Origin of the sequence: Streptomyces sp. NPDC088246 (genome assembly GCF_044741025.1) — a bacterium.
GTDB lineage: Bacteria > Actinomycetota > Actinomycetes > Streptomycetales > Streptomycetaceae > Streptomyces.
This window is the reverse complement of the sequence record NZ_JBIURV010000010.1, coordinates 65,447-81,857: the sequence shown is the minus strand read 5'-3', so window position 1 is coordinate 81,857 and position 16,411 is coordinate 65,447. Positions and strand designations below refer to the sequence as shown.

Below are 16,411 nucleotides of genomic sequence, written 5' to 3'. Positions count from 1 at the left end.
TCAGCGCGTTGACAACGGTTTTGGAACGCTCCAATGAACTCGTCCATTCGTACGACCGGTTTCGGAGACACTCATGCCCCGCTCCCCCAACACCCCTGCGTCCAAGACCGGTTCAGTCACCCTGGCCACGGTCGCGCGGCGGGCGGGAGTGTCTCCGCAGACGGTGTCGAACGCGCTCAATTCCCCCGAACTGCTGCGTCCGGAGACCCTGGAGCGGGTCCGTCGTACCATCGACGAGCTGGGCTATCGCCCGCACCGAGCGGCTCAGACCCTGCGCACCCGCTCCAGCAAGCTCATCGGCTACGGCATCCGCCCCACCGCCCCCGGCACCTCGGCCCCGGTCATGGACCGGTTTCTGCACGCCCTGTCCCAGACCGCCGACGAGGCCGGGTACCGGATTCTGCTCTTCGCCTCACCTCCCGGCAGCGCCGGCCTCGACGGGTACGAGGAGCTCCTCGACCTGCACAGCGTGGACGGTTTCGTGCTGAGCGGCACCGACCGGGGCGACCAGCGCCAGGCCTGGCTGGAGAAGCGCGGCGTGCCGTTCGTGGGCTTCGGCCGCATGTGGTCCGGCCGGCAGATCGGGGACTGGGTGGATGTCGACGGCGCCTCGGGCACGGACGCCGCGGTCGAGCATCTGGTGGGTCTGGGGCATCGCAGGATCGCGTTCCTCGGCTGGCCGCGCGGCTCCGGGGTCGGCGACGACCGTGCCATGGGCTGGCAGCGTGCCATGCGGCGGCACCACCTTTCGATACGCAACAGACGGGCACGGAGCGTCGATGACATCGCCTCCGCACAGGCCGCCGCCGGACCGCTGCTCGACGCGGGTGCGACGGCCGTGATCGCCGCAAGCGACATGCTCGCTCTGGGGTGCTATCACGCCCTGCGCGAGCGACGAGCCATGCCGGGCACGGATGTGGCGGTCGTCGGCTTCGACGACTCCCCCACGGCCGCGCTTCTCTCCCCCGGACTGTCCACCGTCGCCCAGCCGCTGGAGGCCGTCGGCCGCGAATGTGTCCGGCTTCTGCTGGCCCGGATGTCGGAACTCGGCGCTCCGCCCGAGCGCGTCCTGCTCGAACCGTCCCTCGTCGTACGTGACAGCACATCCGCGTCGGGCGACTGAACCACCCCGCGCCCGTCCACGGGCCACCCATTCACAGCGCGCCCGTTCCGGGCTGCTGAGCCGCAAGCACTATCCCCCTGGAGGAATTCATGGGAACCCGTACGGCCGTCGCCGCCTTCGTCACCTGCGCGGCGCTACTGACCGCCACCGGCTGCTCATCCAGCTTCGGCAGCGACAAGGAGCCGGAGCAGGACAAGGCCGGCAAGCAGAAACTGACGGTGCTGATCGCCACCTCGGGGGACGCCGAGACCCAGGCGGTCAAGGCCGCCGCCGCCGCGTATGCGAAGAAGTCGGGCAACTCGGTCTCGGTCGAGGTGGCCAAGGACATGAACCAGCAGCTTGCCCAGTCCTTCGCCGGGCACAAGCCGCCGGACGTCTTCTATGTCAACTCCGACCAGTTCGCGAACTACGCGAAGGGCGGTTCGCTGTACCCGTACGGGGACCAGATATCCGACGCCGACGACTTCTCCCAGCAGCTGCGGACCTCGTTCTCGTACGACGGGAAGCTGGTCTGCCTGCCGAAGGACGCCTCCACCCTCGGTCTGGCCATCAACACCGATCTGTGGAAGAAGGCCGGGCTGACGGAGAAGGACTATCCCAAGAGCTGGGAGGAGCTGAGGACCGTCGCGGACAAGCTCACCGGCAACGGCGTCACCGGTCTGGTCACCAGCGACGAGTTCCAGCGGCTCGGCGTCTTCATGAAGCAGGCGGGCGGCTGGCTCACCGACGCTGACCAGAAGAAGATGACCGCCGACACCGCGGAGAACGCCAAGGGGCTCGACTTCGTCCAGTCCCTGCTCAAGTCGGGCTCGATGAAGTTCGCCAAGCAGGTGGACACCAGCTGGGGCGGTGAGGCGCTCGGCAAGGGCAAGGCCGCGATGGCCATCGAGGGCAACTGGCTCGAAGGCGGCATGAGGCTCGACTACCCCGATGTGAAGTACGCCATCGCGCCGCTGCCCTCGGGGCCGGCCGGCCAGGGCACCCTCGCCTTCAGCAACTGCTGGGGCGTCGCCGCCGACAGCGCGCACCGCGAGGCGGGAGTCGACCTCGTGAAGTACCTGACCTCCGCCAAGCAGCAGCTCGCCTTCGCCGACGCGTTCGGAGTCATGCCGTCGCGGACGAGCGCGCTCAAGACGTACGCCGAGAAGCAGCCGGCCGCCAAGGCCTGGGTGGACGGCAGCGCCTACGCACAGGGCCCGGTGACGATCGCCGGTTTCGACAAGGTCCTGAGCCAGTTCAACACCGATCTGCAGTCGCTGCGCACCGCCGACCCGAAGAAGATCCTCGCCGACCTTCAGCGCAACGGCGAACAGGCGATCGCGAAGGGCAACTGAGCCCCCATGCCCATCCGCACGATCCGCGCGAGCGGTACCCCCCGAACGACCGGCTCGCCCGGCGCACCTGACGGCGCCCCGGGCGAGACCGGCACGACCGCGAAGGCTCGCGCCCGGCGCGCGGGCCTTCGCGGGGAGGGCACCTGGGGCTGGCTGTTCGTCAGCCCCATGGTGCTCGTCCTCGGCCTGTTCATGGTGCTTCCCATCCTGATGGCGCTGTGGGTGAGCCTGCTGCACTGGGACGGACAGTCCAACCCGTTCTCCGGTCAGGCCGATTTCGTCGGTCTGGACAACTACCGGTCGCTGCTCACCCAGGACGGGCTCGATCGCACCCTCTTCGCCACGTCCCTGCGCAACAACGCCTACTACGTACTGCTGACCGTCCCCCTGCAGACCGTGCTGGCACTGGGTCTGGCCCTGATCGTCAACCAGAGGCTGCTGCGGGGGCGCGGCGCCCTCCGTACGACGTTCTTCTTCCCGTCGGTCACCAGCTCCATCGCCGTCTCCACGGTCTTCCTCTTTCTCTTCCAGGGCAGCGGAGCCGTCAACTCCATGCTGTCCTGGATCGGGGTCAAGGGACCGAACTGGTTCGCGGACCCGCGCGGGGTGCTCTCCCTGATCCTGGGAAGTCTGGGAATCGTCGATCCCGAACGGCCCACCGGAATCCTGGCCGACCACTCCGCCATGGGGCTGTCGTGGTTCGAGTGGCTCTCGGGTCCCTCTGTCGCGATGTGCACGCTCATCCTGCTCGCCGTGTGGACGACCTCCGGCAGCTTCATGCTGATCTTCCTCGCGGCGCTCCAGAACATCCCGCGGGAGCTGGAGGAGTCGGCGGCGATGGAAGGGGTCAACCGCCGTCAGATGCTGCGGCATGTGACGCTGCCCGCCCTGCGTCCCGTGCTGTTCCTGGTTCTGACGCTCGGGCTGATCTCCACCTGGCAGGTGTTCGACCAGGTGTATGTGATGGGCCAGGGCGCTCCGGGCAATACGACGCTCACGCCCGCCTTCCTGTCGTACTCGGCGGGCTTCGACAACGCGGACTTCGGGCAGGGCGCGGCGATCGCGTTCATCCTGCTCGCCCTGATCCTCGTCCTGACCGCGTTCCAGCGCTGGGCGCTGCGGGAGCGCGGCGTACGTACCGGGAGGAACCGATGACTGTCGCCGCTACGGCCGTACGCGACCGGGCTCGGCCCTCCCCTCGCCGTCGCGCCCCGCACGACCGGGGCCGCCCCGTCCTGAGCCGTTTCCGCCTGCCGTGGCGGTTGGTGGGGTATGCCGCGGTGCTGGGGCTGGGTCTGCTGTATCTGCTGCCGTTCGTCCTCCAGCTGGTGACCGGTTTCAAGACGGATCCGGACGCTGCCGCGCATCCGCTGGGCCTGCTGCCCACCACTCCGACCACGGCGGCGTACCAGCGGCTGTTCGGGTTGAGCCAGGCCGCGGATGGGGTGCCCTTCCTGCGCTGGCTGGGCAACTCGGCGCTGGTGGCGGTGGTGGTGACCGTGGGCCGGGTGCTGTTCGACTCCATGGCGGGATACGCGCTCGCGCGGCTGCGCTTTCGGGGCCGCTCCGCACTGTTCGGCTTCGTGCTCGCGGTGATGGCGGTGCCCGGAGTGGCCCTGCTCATCCCGAAGTTCCTGGTGCTCAACACCTTCGGGCTCTTCGACACGTACACCGGCATGATCCTGCCGTTGCTGGTGGACGCGGCGGGCATCTTCATCATGAAGCAGTTCTTCGAATCGGTACCGCGCGAGGTCGAGGAGGCCGCACGGGTCGACGGGGCGGGTGTGTTCCGGATCTTCTGGTCCGTCGTCCTGCCGATGGCCCGGCCGGCGTTGATCACCTTGACGATCCTGTCGTTCCAGGGATCGTGGAACGAGTTCACGCACTTCCTCGTCAGCACGCAGTCCGGCCAGTACGAGACGCTCACGACGGGCCTGGCCCGCTTCGTCTCGGGCGGACTCGGCGGCGGAACGCAGTATCCGTTGAAGCTGGCGGCGGCGCTGCTCTCCACCATCCCGGTGGCCGCGCTGTTCTTCTGCTTCCAGCGCTACTTCGTGAGCGGCGCCAACGCCGGAGCGGTCAAGGAGTGAACTCCGGCGCCGTCGGGTTCCCGACGGCGCCGGAACCCGACGCACCGACCGGACCGGGCTCCGCTGTTCTGAGCGTAATGGTCCTGATCACCTAGACTCGGCGGATGGCGAAGTATTTCGACGTGCACCCCGAGAATCCTCAAGCGCGCACCATCCGCTCCGTGGCCGACAGCATCCGGGCCGGCGCGCTCGTCGCGTACCCGACGGACTCCTGTTACGCATTGGGGTGCCAGCTGGGCAGTCGTGACGGCATCAGCCGGATCCGGTCGATCCGGAACCTCGACGACCGTCACCATTTCACCCTTGTGTGCCAGAACTTCGCGCAGCTGGGTCAGTTCGTGCACATCGACAACGATGTGTTCCGTGCGATCAAGGCAGCGACACCCGGCAGTTACACCTTCATCCTCCCCGCGACGAAGGAGGTGCCGCGACAGCTGCTGCACCCGAAGAAGAAGACGGTCGGAGTCCGGATTCCCGACCATGTCGTCGCTCAGGCGCTGCTCGCCGACCTCGGTGAGCCGCTGCTGTCCAGCACCTTGCTCCTGCCCGACGAGGACGAGCCGCTGACACAGGGCTGGGAGATCAAGGAGCGGCTCGACCATGTGGTGGACGCCGTGGTCGACTCGGGCGACTGCGGCACCGAGCCGACCACGGTCATCGACTTCTCCGGCGGTGAGCCCGAGATCGTACGCCGAGGGGCGGGCGACACCGCACGGTTCGAGTAGCCGCGCCGCGGGCATCACGGTGCCTGCCGGGCGGCCTCCGCGCCGGAAAGCCTGTGACTCAGGTGCGGGGTGCCTGCGGCGCGGTCGCGAGGGCGAGGTTGTGGCAGCGCCACGCGCGGTGGAGGGTCCGGGCTCCGCAGAGCGCCCTGGTACCAGGGGGTGAAAGCCTCCTGCATCTCGACGGGTTCGAGGACCAGGCGCCGGCCTGTCGCCCGTTCGACGATGCTCCGGAAGCCGTGCTGCCGCGCCAGAACATGTACGGATGTGGCGGTCAGGCGGTGCGAGCCGAAGCCGGGGGTGTCCTCGGTGACGACGGCCGTGATCAGGGAACCGCAGGTGACGGCCGCTCCCGAGATGCTCTGCCAGCCGGCTCGCCGGGCGTCGGGGCCCGCCGTCCGTGGTCGGGGCGGTGCCCCGCGGTGATCAGGTACTGATGCGTGGGCGAACCCGCCATCGGATTGATGTGTCCGTCGACCTGGTCGATCTCCCGATCGGTGCCGGTCGGGGTGAGGCTGTCCGGAAATCCGGCCGCCTGGCAGGCCAGCCGGACATCCTGGCCGATGAGACGCCCGAACCGGGCCGGCACCAGGCCGTCCGGCACTTGCCAGGTGTCCGGTTCCCCGGCACCCGGCGCCGATACGGCGAACAGCGCGGCGTCCAGCACCGGATCTGCCCATGCGGCATCGGCCCCAGACCCGGGGGGTTCTCCGGGCAGCCCCAGGACCCAGTGGTCCGAGAACGACAGGTGCGAGTGGTACCAGGGGCCCGCAGCAGGCGTCCGGCGGACCCGACTCCGAGCCCAGCCCGCCTTGGCGGCCCGGGACGTTCAAGTGGTGCGAGCCGGCCGGGCCGGACGCTCCCAGAGGTCGCCCAGGTGCGCGTGGAGGACGTCCTGCGCCTCTTGCGGAGTGAGATGGCCGATGAGGACATGCGCGGTGAGGCCGTCCGCAAGGGCGAGGAGGGTGCGGGCCTCGCGTCGCGGATCGAGGGGCACGGCACGGTCGGCGCCCTCGTCGGCTTCCGAGATGAGGCGGGTGAACGCCTCTTGCAGGGCTGCGTAGTTCGCCTTCAGCGTCCTCGCGAGGGCCTCGCTGACGGCCGCCTGCGCAACGAAGGCGAGCCAGACCCTGGCCTCGGCGCGGTGCTCCTCCTGGAGCAGTGAGACCTCGGTCACCGCATGCCCCAGGGCTGTGCCGGCCGACTGGGCCGAGCTCCTGACGAGGCGGGCCTGTACGCGCTCGCCGATCCGCTCGCCGATGTGCCCGAGCGCGAACACGAGCATCTCTTCCTTCGTGCGGAAGCATCGCTGAACGGCGCCCATCGACACCTGCGCACGGGCGGCGACGTCTCGAAGGGTCACACCCTCCAGCCCGCGTTCGTCAGCGAGGTGGCAGACGGCCTCGGCGATCCGGCGGCGTCGGTCTGCGTGATCCACCTGTCTGGGCATACCCGGTCGCCTCCCTGGTTCACGGTCCTCTGCTTTATAGCCCACTTTATTCGATGCGCTCGTATCGATTCCCAGGCTACAGTTCCGATGCAAGCGCATCGGAACATGGACGGGAAAGGACACGAACACATGCAGGACGCCCTGTGGAAGATGCCGGCCGCCGCGCAGGCGGAGGCAGTGCGCAACGCCCACGTCTCAGCGGTCGAACTGGTCGACAGCCACCTGGAGCGCATCGCCGAGGTCAACCCGCGGGTGAACGCGGTCACGCAGCTCCTTGCGGAGCGCGCACGCGCCGCCGCAGCGCAGACAGACCGCCGGCGGGCCGCCGGTGAGGCGCTGGGACCGCTGGCGGGCGTGCCGTTCACGGTCAAGGAGAGCACCGCCGTCGAAGGCGTACCGACCACGTTCGGCGCGGAGCGCTTCCGCGATCTGGTGGCGTCGGCCGACGCGCCCCCGGTGGCCCGGCTGCGCGCAGCCGGGGCCATCCCCATCGGCCACAGCAACATGCCCACCCTGATCCTGGCGGGGATGCACACACGAAGCGAGCTCTTCGGCGACACGGCCAACCCATGGGACCCCGGCCGGACCCCGGGTGGCACCAGCGGAGGCGACGGGGTGGCCGTCGCCACGGGCATGGCAGCGCTCGGGCTCGGCAACGACTCCGGTGGATCGGTGCGCATCCCGGCCCAGTTCTGCGGCGTGGCCGGGCTGAAGCCGACAACCGGGCGTTTCCCCGCGGACCACCGCGTCATCGGCCCCGACGACCCAGGCCCGGCGTCCCAGATGCTGGTCACCGACGGCCCGCTGGCGCGGAGTGTGGGCGACCTCCGGTTGGCGTTCGAGGTGCTGGCCGGGACCGACCCGCGCGACCCGCGGGCCGTACCGGTACCTGCCTACGGCGAACCGCTCCCCGGGCCGGTGAAGGTCGCGGTCGTGGCGGACCCCGGTGGGCACGGCGTTCACCCCACGGTTCGCAGGGCCGTCGAGACCTCGGCCGAGGTGCTGCGCGACGCCGGGTACGACGTGCGGGAGGTACAGGACGTTCCGAGACTGGACGAAGCGCTCGAAGCGTACGGCCGGATCACCGTGACCGAGTTCGCTGCGACCTGGCCAGTGGTGCGGAAGCTGCTCGGAGCGAGCGGGGACCGCTATATCGAGCTGGCCAGTGGTGCGGAAGCTGCTCGGAGCGGGCGGGGACCGCTATATCGAGATGATGACGGAGCAGACGCCGCCGGCAAGCGCGGACGAGTTCATGAAACTGATGGGCACCTGGATGAACATCCGCCGCTCATGGGCCGAATTCCTCCACGAATACCCGCTGTTGCTCGGCCCGGTATTCACCGAGCCACCGGTCGAGCCCGGGCTGGAGTCACGCGACAGGGCCGGACGGGACCGGGTCGGCTCAGCGATGCGCCTGTGCACCGTGACCAGTTTCGTGGGTGTGCCCGGCGTGGCCGTACCGACCGGAGTGGTCGACGGACTGCCGTCCGGGGTGCAGGTCGTCGGGCGCGCCTTCCGGGAAGACCTGTGCCTGGGCGCGGCGCAGGCGATCGAGGACCGGCTCGGAGTCCTCACACCGGTCGACCCGCGCGTGGGGGGCAGGGCTGATTGAACCCTCGAGGGGCGCTTGCACCCTCGGCTCTCGGCCGGTCGCGCGCAAGTCCGAGGCAACAGCGGGGTGCGCGGGAAAGAGCCCGGAACTCGGCTCCGAACAGGTCGGGGGCGTCTGGGAAGGCGCCGACGGCGGACGGGCCGAGTTCCGGGCGGACGGTGGTCAACGCAGGAGTGCGGCCCACCGGGCCTCCTCTTCACACTGCTCCTGGCCTCGGCGCAGCCGCGCGCGGACGGCCAGGGACACCGTGGTGGTGGTACCCGCGACCGCCACCAGCGCGACCGCGGACAGGGTGACCGGCATGAGCAGCAGGAGCATCGTGAGGGCCGCCGATCCCCATCCGGCCAGTACAGCGGCCGCGGCCAGCCGGCGGGAGCGCGGCCGGTCCTGGCCGGCGCGCAGGTCGATGCAGGCGGGCAGGTACCAGACGTTGCCCGATACACAGAGCACGGCTACGCCAAGCGCCAGAACACCATGGGACATCGGGCAGCACTCTCCTCAGGGGCGGGGATTGCGGTGGTCGACGAGTCAGGGGTCACTGCGGTACAGCGGAGTCGAGCGCGGCGATCTCCGGATGGTGCAGGTCGAACGCCGGGGACTCGCTGCGGATACGGGGCAGGGTGGTGAAGTTGTGCCGGGGAGGGGGACAGGACGTGGCCCATTCCAGGGAGCGGCCATAACCCCATGGGTCGCCGACGGTTGTCCTCCTGCCGTACTGGGCGGTCTTCCAGACGTTGTAGAAGAAGGGGAGGAACGACAGCCCGAGCAGGAACGAACCGATGGTGGACAGGGTGTTGAGGGCGGTGAAACCGTCGGCGGCGAGATAGTCCGCGTACCGGCGCGGCATTCCCTGCGCACCGAGCCAGTGCTGCACGAGGAACGTGAGGTGGAAGCCGGCCGTCAGCACCCAGAAGGTGATCTTCCCCAGGCGCTCGTCGAGCATCTTGCCGGTGAACTTCGGCCACCAGAAGTGGAATCCGGCGAACATCGCGTAGACGACCGTACCGAAGAGCGTGTAGTGGAAGTGGGCGACCACGAAGTACGAGTCGGAGACGTGGAAGTCCAGTGGTGGCGAGGCCAGGATGACTCCGGTCAGTCCACCGAAGGCGAAGGTGATCAGAAATCCGGTGGCCCAGAGCATCGGCGTCTCGAAGGACAGCGACCCCCTCCACATCGTGCCGATCCAGTTGAAGAACTTCACTCCGGTCGGTACAGCGATCAGAAAGGTCATGAAGGCGAAGAAAGGCAGCAGTACACCTCCGGTGACATACATATGGTGGGCCCAAACGGTTACGGACAACCCGGCAATTGCTATCGTCGCGGCAACGAGGCCGACATAGCCGAACATCGGCTTCCGGGAGAAGACCGGAATGATCTCGGAGACGATGCCGAAGAACGGCAGAGCCAGCACATAGACCTCCGGGTGCCCGAAGAACCAGAACAGGTGCTGCCACAGAAGCGCACCCCCGTTGGCGGCGTCGAAGATGTGCGACCCGAACTTCCGGTCCATCTCCAGCGCGAAGAGTGCTGCGGCGAGGACCGGGAAGACCAGGAGGATGAGTACGGCGGTCAACAGTACGTTCCAGGTGAAGATCGACATCCGGAACATGGTCATTCCCGGGGCACGCATGCAGATGATGGTGGTGATGAAGTTCACCGCTCCGAGAATGGAACCGAAGCCGGACAACGCCACGCCCATGATCCACATATCGGCGCCGATGCCCGGAGAGTGGGTCGCGTCGGAAAGCGGAGCATAGGCGAACCAACCGAAGTCGGCGGCGCCTTGAGGAGTGAGAAACCCTGCCGCGGCGATCAGCGAGCCGAAGAGGAACAACCAGTAGGCCAACATGTTCAGTCGCGGAAAGGCCACATCGGGTGCGCCTATCTGGAGCGGCATGAGCCAGTTGGCGAATCCCGTGAACAGCGGCATGGCGAACAGCAGCAGCATCACCGAGCCATGCATCGTGAATGCCTGATTGAACTGCTCGTTGGAAATGACCTGCGTGCCGGGACGGGCGAGTTCGGCACGCATCACCAGCGCCATCACACCGCCGATCAGGAAGAAGACGAACGCGGTGACGAGATAAAGGGTGCCGATCTGCTTGTGGTCGGTCGTCGTGAGCCATGAGACGACGATCCGGCCGCGCGAGGAACGGCCCGGCAGATCGGTGCGGGGCTGCGTCGTGCCGGGCTGCTTCGTGCCCGCCCGAGTGGGCCCGCGACCGCCCGAAGTGGCCTCCGCGTCGGCGGGGTCGGCCCCGGGGCCGGGAGGCTTGGGGCCATATGCAGGGGTGGCCTGATTGCCCTGCGATTCCATTGCGTCCACCGGACCGTGTCCTCCAGCTCTGGCAGTTCTCCGAGCACTCCCCGGCCGCACGGGGGCGTGTCCGGGGAGCGGTCGGGAAGGTCCGGCGGATCACGAGGGGACGGACCGGACCTTCCCGGCCGCACCATGCTGGCCGCGAGCCGCGACGCTCTCCAGGGGCCGACGGTCACCCTCCACGGGGCCGACCGGCCCTACTGCCGTGTACATCCGGCAGCCGACCGGCCCTGCCCGCGCCGGCCTTCGAGACCACACTCCGCCGGACCCTCGGCACCTGGGCTGTCGTAGGCTGACGGCCCGTGGACCGGTCCCAGCCCTGCGTTGATCCGGTGAGCAGATACCCGGCATACGGCACACGGCCCCAGAGAACGGCACCCCGATGGCAGAGACAGCACCTCCCGAGCCCGGCTCCCACTTCGAAGCCCCCTCCCCCGTCCCCTCCTCCCCCACGCTCGGCTCGCCCGGCCCCTCCTGCCCCGGTCCGGCCGCGTGGCCGCAGCCCAGCCGGCCGGACCGGATGCGCAGTCTGCTGGATGCCGTGATGAGTCTGGGACGGGGCCTGGAACTCCCGGAGGTGCTGCGCGGCATCGTGGAGGCAGCGGTGACGCTGACCGACGCGGAGTACGGAGCACTCGGCATTGTCGGGGACGGGCAGAAGCTCCTGGAGTTCCTGCCGGTGGGCCTGTCGGACCAACTCGCGGCCAGGATCGGGCCGTCACCGTGCGGCCGCGGAATCCTCGGAGAGCTGATCCGTCACCCGGAACCGCTGCGGCTCACCGATCTGAGCAGCCACCCGCGCAGCTTCGGTTTTCCGCCTCGTCATCCGCCGATGCGCACCTTCCTCGGTGTACCGGTGCGGGTGCGTGACGAGGTGTTCGGCAACCTCTATCTCACCGAGAAACGGGGCGGGGTGAGCTTCGACGCCGACGACGAGGCGGTACTGACCACCTTGTCGATCGCCGCCGGAGTCGCCATCGACAACGCCAGGATGTACGACGAGAGCCGCCGCCGGGAACGGCGCCTGGAGGCACTGGGCGAGATCACCCGCACCCTGCTCTCGGGAACGGACGCCGACGAGGTGCTGCATCTGATCGCCGAGCGGGCGATGGAAGTGGCGGGGGCCGACCGGGCAGCGATTCTGCTGCCCACGGCGCGGCCCGGTTCCGCGCCCCTCTCAGAGGCTCCGGCGGCAGCAGCGGCCGAGGAACGCCTCACCGTTGCCGTCGCCCATGGCCGGGACTCCGACCGTGTGACGGGGTTGTCCGTTCCGGCGTCGGGATCGCTGGCCGGGCTCGCCGCCCGTACCGGAACGCCTGTGCACTGCGCCGACGTCCGTACGGATCCCCGGGCCCATCCGTTCGGCGACGGTACCGAGGACGGTCTGGGCCCGGTGGTGGCGGTGCCGTTGCAGATCGATAGCGGGGCACTGGGCGCACTGCGCCTGGGGCGGCCGACGGACCGCCCGCCGTTCGACGAGACCGAGGTCGAACTCGTCTCCGGCTTCGCCGACCAGGCGGCCATCGCACTGGAACTGGCCCGCAGACGGGCCGAGTCGGAGGAACTCGCCGTGATGCACGACCGGGACCGGATCGCCCGCGATCTGCACGATCTGGCGATCCAGCGGCTGTTCGCGACCGGGATGACTCTCCAGAGCACCACCCGGGCCATCGCGGACCGTCCGGAAGCGGCCGAGCGGGTCAGCCGGGCAGTGGATGATCTGGACACCACTATCCGGATCATCCGGTCCACCATCTTCGATCTGCGCACGGCGGACGGTTCGGGCCGCAGCGGGCTGCGGCACCGGATGGCGGAGACCGCTCGTGCGGCGGCACATGTCCTCGGCTTCCGGCCCACGGTGCGGATCGACGGGCCGGTGGACACCACCGTCCCGGACGAACTCGCCGAACACGTGGTGGCGGTCGCCGCCGAGGCGGTGTCCAACGCGTCCCGCCATGCCCGTGCGAGTCGTATCGGCATCGTGCTGTCGGCCGACGACGCGGTGACCCTGACCGTCACGGACAACGGCATCGGGATCCCGGCCGGTGACACGACAGCTCCCCGAACGGGGACAGCTGTCAATGACGGCGGTCAGCCGGCAAGGCGCGGCGGTGGGCTGGCCAACATGCGTACGCGGGCGGAGCTGTGCGGCGGCACACTTGCCATCGAGCGGCCGGCGGACGGCGGCACCCGGATCACATGGTGCGTCCCGCTCCACGACTGATGCCTGAGCACCTGTCAGATTCGCCGGACCGGGATTTGCGCCTGGCGGTCCTTGATCCGGCCGACGAGCATCGCGGCGTGAATCCGGCGGCCGACTCCCAGTTTGGCGAGGATCGAGGAGATGCGGTTCTTGACGGTCTTCTCGGCCAGGAAGAGGCGTTCCGCGATTTCGCGGTTGGTGAGGCCCTCGCCGATGAGGTCCAGGATCTGGCGCTCCCTGGTTGTGAGCTGTTCCAGTTCCGATGCCTCCGACTCCTCGGCGTGGGTCCGCTGGTGGCCCCGCAGCCGTGCCATCACACGAGCGGTCGTCCGTGGATCGAGCATCGAGGTGCCGGACGCGACCGTGCGTACGGCGGCGATCAGATCGGCTCCATTGATCTGCTTCAGTACGTAGCCGGCCGCGCCCGCCATGATGGCGTCGAACAGTGCCTCGTCGTCATCGAACGACGTCAGCATCAGACATGCCAGTTCGGGCATGAGGGCACGCAGTTCCCGGCATACCTCGATACCGGCGTGGTCACCGCGGGGGTCGTCGCCGAGCCTTACGTCCAGTACAGCGACCTGTGGCCTGCTGGCCGGTACACGGGCCAGCGCCTCCCGGGCGTTGGACGCCTCGCCGACGACGTCGATGCCGTCTTCGGCCTCCAGCAGATCGCGTACGCCGCGCCGGACGACCTCGTGGTCGTCGAGGATGAAGACGCGTACGGGGGCCGCGGACTGCGGCGGCGTCGTGCTCAGCGGGGACTTCGCGAGGTCATTCACACCATGCTCGATCGGTTCGGGGAAGGGGGTCTTGAACCAGTATGTGCGTTCGTCCGCAGGCCGGTTCGCCGGGGTGTCACAGCATGTCGTACAGGCTCTGAACAGGGCCGAAAGGCCCTGTGGCCAGGGCCGGTCGGCAGGCTGGACGCGGTGCCATACTGGCGCCGCCGAGATCGTCCGGGCGCTACGGACGTCTCTGTGTCCCGGCCACCCCACCGTGCTGTCCCAAGGAGTCACCGGTCCATGAACACCCCGAGCGAGGACTACCACGCACTGCTCGCGCGGCATGACGCGATGCGGCTGCGACGACGCATCCTGTCCCCGGCCGGAGCTGGCGCCGAACCATGGTGCGCCGAGGCACCGCAGCCGTACGACGGAACGTCCGACCAGCAGCTGATCAGCGAATTCCTGCCGCTGGTGAGCCCGCTGGAGGAGCTCATCGCCGAGCTGTACCGGGTCCTGTTCGAGCGGCATCCGTATCTTCGGTCGTTGTTCCCCGAGTCGATGGCGTTCCAGCAGGCCCATCTCGTCGGGATCTTCCGCTATCTGATCGGCAATCTGCACCGTACGGACGAGATGATCGCCACCTTGACGCAGTTGGGCCGCGACCATCGCAAGCTCGGTGTGCGCCCCGCGCACTTCGAGGCGTTCGAGGCGGCGCTGATCGAGGCGCTGCGCATGCGTGCGGGCGCCCGGTGGACCGGCGCCCTGGAGGACGCCTGGCTGCGGATGCTGCGGCTCGCCGTTTCGGCGATGGTCAGGGGCGCGGACGAGGCCATCGCCGAACCGCCGAGCTGGGAGGCGACGGTGGCCTCGCACGAGCTCCGTACGCCGGATCTCGCGGTGCTGAGGGTGCGTCCCCATCAGCCCTACCCCTTCAGAGCCGGGCAGTTCGCGTCCTTGGAGTCGCCGCTGCTGGAACAGGCATGGCGTCCTTACTATCTCGCCCGCGCGCCGCATCCGGACGGGGAGTTGGAGTTCCATGTACGGGCCCGGGGTGCCGACGGGGTGAGTGATGCGCTGGTGCACGGCACGCAAAAGGGCGGCACCGTCCGCCTCAGCGCACCGCGCGGCGCGCTCGCCCTGCCCGATCACACCCCGTCCGCCGACGTGGTGTTGATCGCCTCCGGTACCGGATGGGCCGCGATGAAGGCGCTGCTCCAGCAGATCGACGCCGAACGGTTCCGTGCGCACCGGGTGCGTCTACTGCTGGACGGAGGGGTGGGTGAGGGCGTGTACGACGCGGCGTTCCTGGAGGCGTTCCGGCGCGGACGCCCCTGGCTGACCGTCCTCACGGCCGGTCAGGCCGGTTCCTCCGCAGATCCCGGTCTGCGGGCCGTAGCCGGAATACTGACGCAGCGTCCCGGGGCCGTCTCCCGGCAACACGTCTATCTGGCCCTGGCACCCGAGGCATCCACGACGGACTCGGCGCGGGCCGTCGCCGCCCGGCTGGCCGCCGTCGGAGTCCCGGCCACGCACGTCCATCACGACATCACCGGCATGGTGCGGGTCACAGAAACGTCTGCCAGTACGGCCAGAACCGGATTGCTATCAGCATGACGATGGCCAGGCACCAAGTCACCGGCACCGCAAGAGGGAACTCCAGTACCGCCGCGACGAGGGCGCGTGGGGCGGGCAGGACGCCATGGCGCAGATTGTGCACGGTGGTGTGCCAGAACACGAAGATCGTGGCCACCCACACGAGTACGCACCACAGGCAGAGCGCGCCGATGTCGTACAGCGCCTGCGTCATCAGCCACATGCAGAAGCCGACGCCGAACAGGGTGCCCAGGTTCAGCCCCAGCCAGTACCACCGTCGGTAGCGCGCACCTGCGAGCAGTCCCGCGCCGGTCCCCATCACCACCCCGAAGGCGATCAGTCCGATGAGCGGATTGGGGAAGCCGAACACCGACGCCTGCTCGCTGCGCATCACATCCGCGCAGGACACCACGGGGCTCAGCGAGCAGGCGGGAACGAAGCCTGGGTCGGCGAGCAGTTCGAACTTGTCGGTAGTGATCACGAAGGAGCCGAGCAGCCCGAGGGCGGCGGTGATCAGCAGCAGCCATGCGAATCCCTGGCGCGCCCCGGTCCGCTCCCGTTCGTCGCGCGTCCCCGAAGCACCGTCGTTCGCCCGGTGCTCCGAGGAGTGATCCTCCCGGTCATCGGTCTCGAGGGCTTCCGCCACCACCTTCGACTCACGCGCCGACGCGCTCATGCCCGCCCCCGCACGGAGCCGTCCGGCCAGACGACCTCCACCCGGATTCCACGCGCCCGGGCAAAGGCAACCAGATGTGCGGTGGCGTCCCGGCCGTCCGACGGCGAACCGTCCCACACGGCAAGCACGGTCCGGCACGTCTGCACCAGACGTTCATCGGCGCTGACGCAAGCGTTACGGTCTGCCGGATCAAAAGCCAGCAGCCGTACGCTCCCGGCCAGGACCAGCAGTTCCCCTGCGGCCCGCCGGTCCCGCTCGGGCAGCACCGCGGGCACCGCGCCCTGGGCCGGCAGCAGTACCGTGAGCTTGCGTCCGGCTTCCCGGGCGGCGCGCCCGAACACGAGCGGCAGCCCCGCCCCGACCCGTACGAGAGCGGCCACGCCCTCTGCCAGGCAGTCCAGCCGCGCTCTCAGTTCAGCCTCCACCAGCGCCAGAGTTCTGTTGTTGAGGTCTCTGTGTCCGACGACCGCGATCACCACGTTCCCCTCCTGTGCACATCCGCACTGCCCGCTCCGACCGAACGTTCCACAAGCCACGGCCCGGCCCCCGGAGCCGCCGTT

At 69.0% G+C, this 16,411-nt stretch carries 14 protein-coding genes and 1 pseudogene; 8 read left to right on the top strand and 7 right to left on the bottom strand.

Features of this window, described 5'->3' with window-relative positions; genetic code table 11:
• Positions 1-73 precede the first annotated feature (73 nt).
• From ACIPEK_RS16170 to ACIPEK_RS16150, 5 genes are all read left to right on the top strand, one after another.
• On the top strand, positions 74-1,123 hold the full coding sequence (locus ACIPEK_RS16170; protein WP_401996039.1) for a LacI family DNA-binding transcriptional regulator: 1,050 nt from the start codon (positions 74-76) through the stop codon (positions 1,121-1,123).
• Between the two features lie 89 nt (positions 1,124-1,212).
• On the top strand, positions 1,213-2,457 hold the full coding sequence (locus tag ACIPEK_RS16165) for an extracellular solute-binding protein (protein ID WP_401996036.1): 1,245 nt from the start codon (positions 1,213-1,215) through the stop codon (positions 2,455-2,457).
• Between the two features lie 6 nt (positions 2,458-2,463).
• The gene (locus ACIPEK_RS16160) at positions 2,464-3,612 is read left to right on the top strand and encodes a carbohydrate ABC transporter permease (RefSeq protein ID WP_401996033.1); all 1,149 of its coding nucleotides are present in this window, start codon (positions 2,464-2,466) and stop codon (positions 3,610-3,612) included.
• Positions 3,609-4,547, top strand: coding sequence for a carbohydrate ABC transporter permease (locus tag ACIPEK_RS16155; protein ID WP_383079689.1), 939 nt, complete (start codon positions 3,609-3,611; stop codon positions 4,545-4,547). The genes ACIPEK_RS16160 and ACIPEK_RS16155 overlap by 4 nt, the downstream gene beginning before the upstream one ends.
• Positions 4,548-4,651: 104 nt before the next feature.
• Entirely contained in the window at positions 4,652-5,272 is a 621-nt protein-coding gene (locus tag ACIPEK_RS16150; protein ID WP_383079688.1) for an L-threonylcarbamoyladenylate synthase, read from the top strand.
• A gap of 322 nt (positions 5,273-5,594) precedes the next feature.
• On the opposite strand, the gene ACIPEK_RS16145 is transcribed toward ACIPEK_RS16150, so the two are convergent.
• Together ACIPEK_RS16145 and ACIPEK_RS16140 are read right to left on the bottom strand one after the other, a co-directional pair.
• The gene (locus ACIPEK_RS16145) at positions 5,595-5,936 is read right to left on the bottom strand and encodes a hypothetical protein (protein ID WP_401996029.1); all 342 of its coding nucleotides are present in this window, start codon (positions 5,934-5,936) and stop codon (positions 5,595-5,597) included.
• Between the two features lie 162 nt (positions 5,937-6,098).
• A complete protein-coding gene (locus ACIPEK_RS16140; protein ID WP_401996026.1) occupies positions 6,099-6,719 on the bottom strand; it encodes a TetR/AcrR family transcriptional regulator in 621 nt (206 codons plus the stop codon).
• A 129-nt stretch (positions 6,720-6,848) separates the two neighbouring features.
• Here ACIPEK_RS16140 and ACIPEK_RS16135 point away from each other — a divergent pair.
• Positions 6,849-8,331 (top strand): annotated as a pseudogene (locus ACIPEK_RS16135) (amidase).
• A gap of 162 nt (positions 8,332-8,493) precedes the next feature.
• Here ACIPEK_RS16135 and ACIPEK_RS16130 read toward each other — a convergent pair.
• Together ACIPEK_RS16130 and ctaD are read right to left on the bottom strand one after the other, a co-directional pair.
• Positions 8,494-8,814 carry a hypothetical protein gene (locus ACIPEK_RS16130; protein WP_401996023.1) on the bottom strand — a complete coding sequence of 107 codons (321 nt, stop codon included), beginning with the start codon at positions 8,812-8,814 and terminating at the stop codon, positions 8,494-8,496.
• A gap of 52 nt (positions 8,815-8,866) precedes the next feature.
• On the bottom strand, positions 8,867-10,657 hold the full coding sequence (gene ctaD / locus ACIPEK_RS16125; RefSeq protein WP_401996020.1) for a cytochrome c oxidase subunit I: 1,791 nt from the start codon (positions 10,655-10,657) through the stop codon (positions 8,867-8,869).
• Between the two features lie 514 nt (positions 10,658-11,171).
• Between ctaD and ACIPEK_RS16120 the strand changes: the two genes are divergently transcribed.
• Positions 11,172-12,875 carry a GAF domain-containing protein gene (locus ACIPEK_RS16120; RefSeq protein WP_401996386.1) on the top strand — a complete coding sequence of 568 codons (1,704 nt, stop codon included), beginning with the start codon at positions 11,172-11,174 and terminating at the stop codon, positions 12,873-12,875.
• Positions 12,876-12,889: 14 nt separating this feature from the next.
• Here ACIPEK_RS16120 and ACIPEK_RS16115 read toward each other — a convergent pair whose 3' ends face one another.
• A complete protein-coding gene (locus tag ACIPEK_RS16115) occupies positions 12,890-13,636 on the bottom strand; it encodes a response regulator (protein WP_401996017.1) in 747 nt (248 codons plus the stop codon).
• A gap of 243 nt (positions 13,637-13,879) precedes the next feature.
• On the opposite strand from ACIPEK_RS16115, the gene ACIPEK_RS16110 reads away from it, so the two are divergent.
• On the top strand, positions 13,880-15,196 hold the full coding sequence (locus ACIPEK_RS16110; protein ID WP_401996014.1) for a globin domain-containing protein: 1,317 nt from the start codon (positions 13,880-13,882) through the stop codon (positions 15,194-15,196).
• Here ACIPEK_RS16110 and ACIPEK_RS16105 read toward each other — a convergent pair.
• Together ACIPEK_RS16105 and ACIPEK_RS16100 are read right to left on the bottom strand one after the other, a co-directional pair.
• The gene (locus ACIPEK_RS16105; protein WP_401996011.1) at positions 15,147-15,851 is read right to left on the bottom strand and encodes a vitamin K epoxide reductase family protein; all 705 of its coding nucleotides are present in this window, start codon (positions 15,849-15,851) and stop codon (positions 15,147-15,149) included. The two genes, ACIPEK_RS16110 and ACIPEK_RS16105, sit on opposite strands and share 50 nt — an antisense overlap.
• Positions 15,848-16,327, bottom strand: coding sequence for a hypothetical protein (locus ACIPEK_RS16100; protein ID WP_401996383.1), 480 nt, complete (start codon positions 16,325-16,327; stop codon positions 15,848-15,850). The genes ACIPEK_RS16105 and ACIPEK_RS16100 overlap by 4 nt, the downstream gene beginning before the upstream one ends.
• Between the last annotated feature and the right edge of the window lie 84 nt (positions 16,328-16,411).

Coding starts and splice junctions, on each gene's coding strand:
- ACIPEK_RS16170 (WP_401996039.1), top strand. CDS start 74: ATGCCCCGCTCCCCCAACACCCCTGCGTCCAAGACCGGTTCAGTCACC.
- ACIPEK_RS16165 (WP_401996036.1), top strand. CDS start 1,213: ATGGGAACCCGTACGGCCGTCGCCGCCTTCGTCACCTGCGCGGCGCTA.
- ACIPEK_RS16160 (WP_401996033.1), top strand. CDS start 2,464: ATGCCCATCCGCACGATCCGCGCGAGCGGTACCCCCCGAACGACCGGC.
- ACIPEK_RS16155 (WP_383079689.1), top strand. CDS start 3,609: ATGACTGTCGCCGCTACGGCCGTACGCGACCGGGCTCGGCCCTCCCCT.
- ACIPEK_RS16150 (WP_383079688.1), top strand. CDS start 4,652: ATGGCGAAGTATTTCGACGTGCACCCCGAGAATCCTCAAGCGCGCACC.
- ACIPEK_RS16140 (WP_401996026.1), bottom strand. CDS start 6,719: ATGCCCAGACAGGTGGATCACGCAGACCGACGCCGCCGGATCGCCGAG.
- ACIPEK_RS16130 (WP_401996023.1), bottom strand. CDS start 8,814: ATGTCCCATGGTGTTCTGGCGCTTGGCGTAGCCGTGCTCTGTGTATCG.
- ACIPEK_RS16120 (WP_401996386.1), top strand. CDS start 11,172: ATGCGCAGTCTGCTGGATGCCGTGATGAGTCTGGGACGGGGCCTGGAA.
- ACIPEK_RS16110 (WP_401996014.1), top strand. CDS start 13,880: ATGAACACCCCGAGCGAGGACTACCACGCACTGCTCGCGCGGCATGAC.
- ACIPEK_RS16105 (WP_401996011.1), bottom strand. CDS start 15,851: ATGAGCGCGTCGGCGCGTGAGTCGAAGGTGGTGGCGGAAGCCCTCGAG.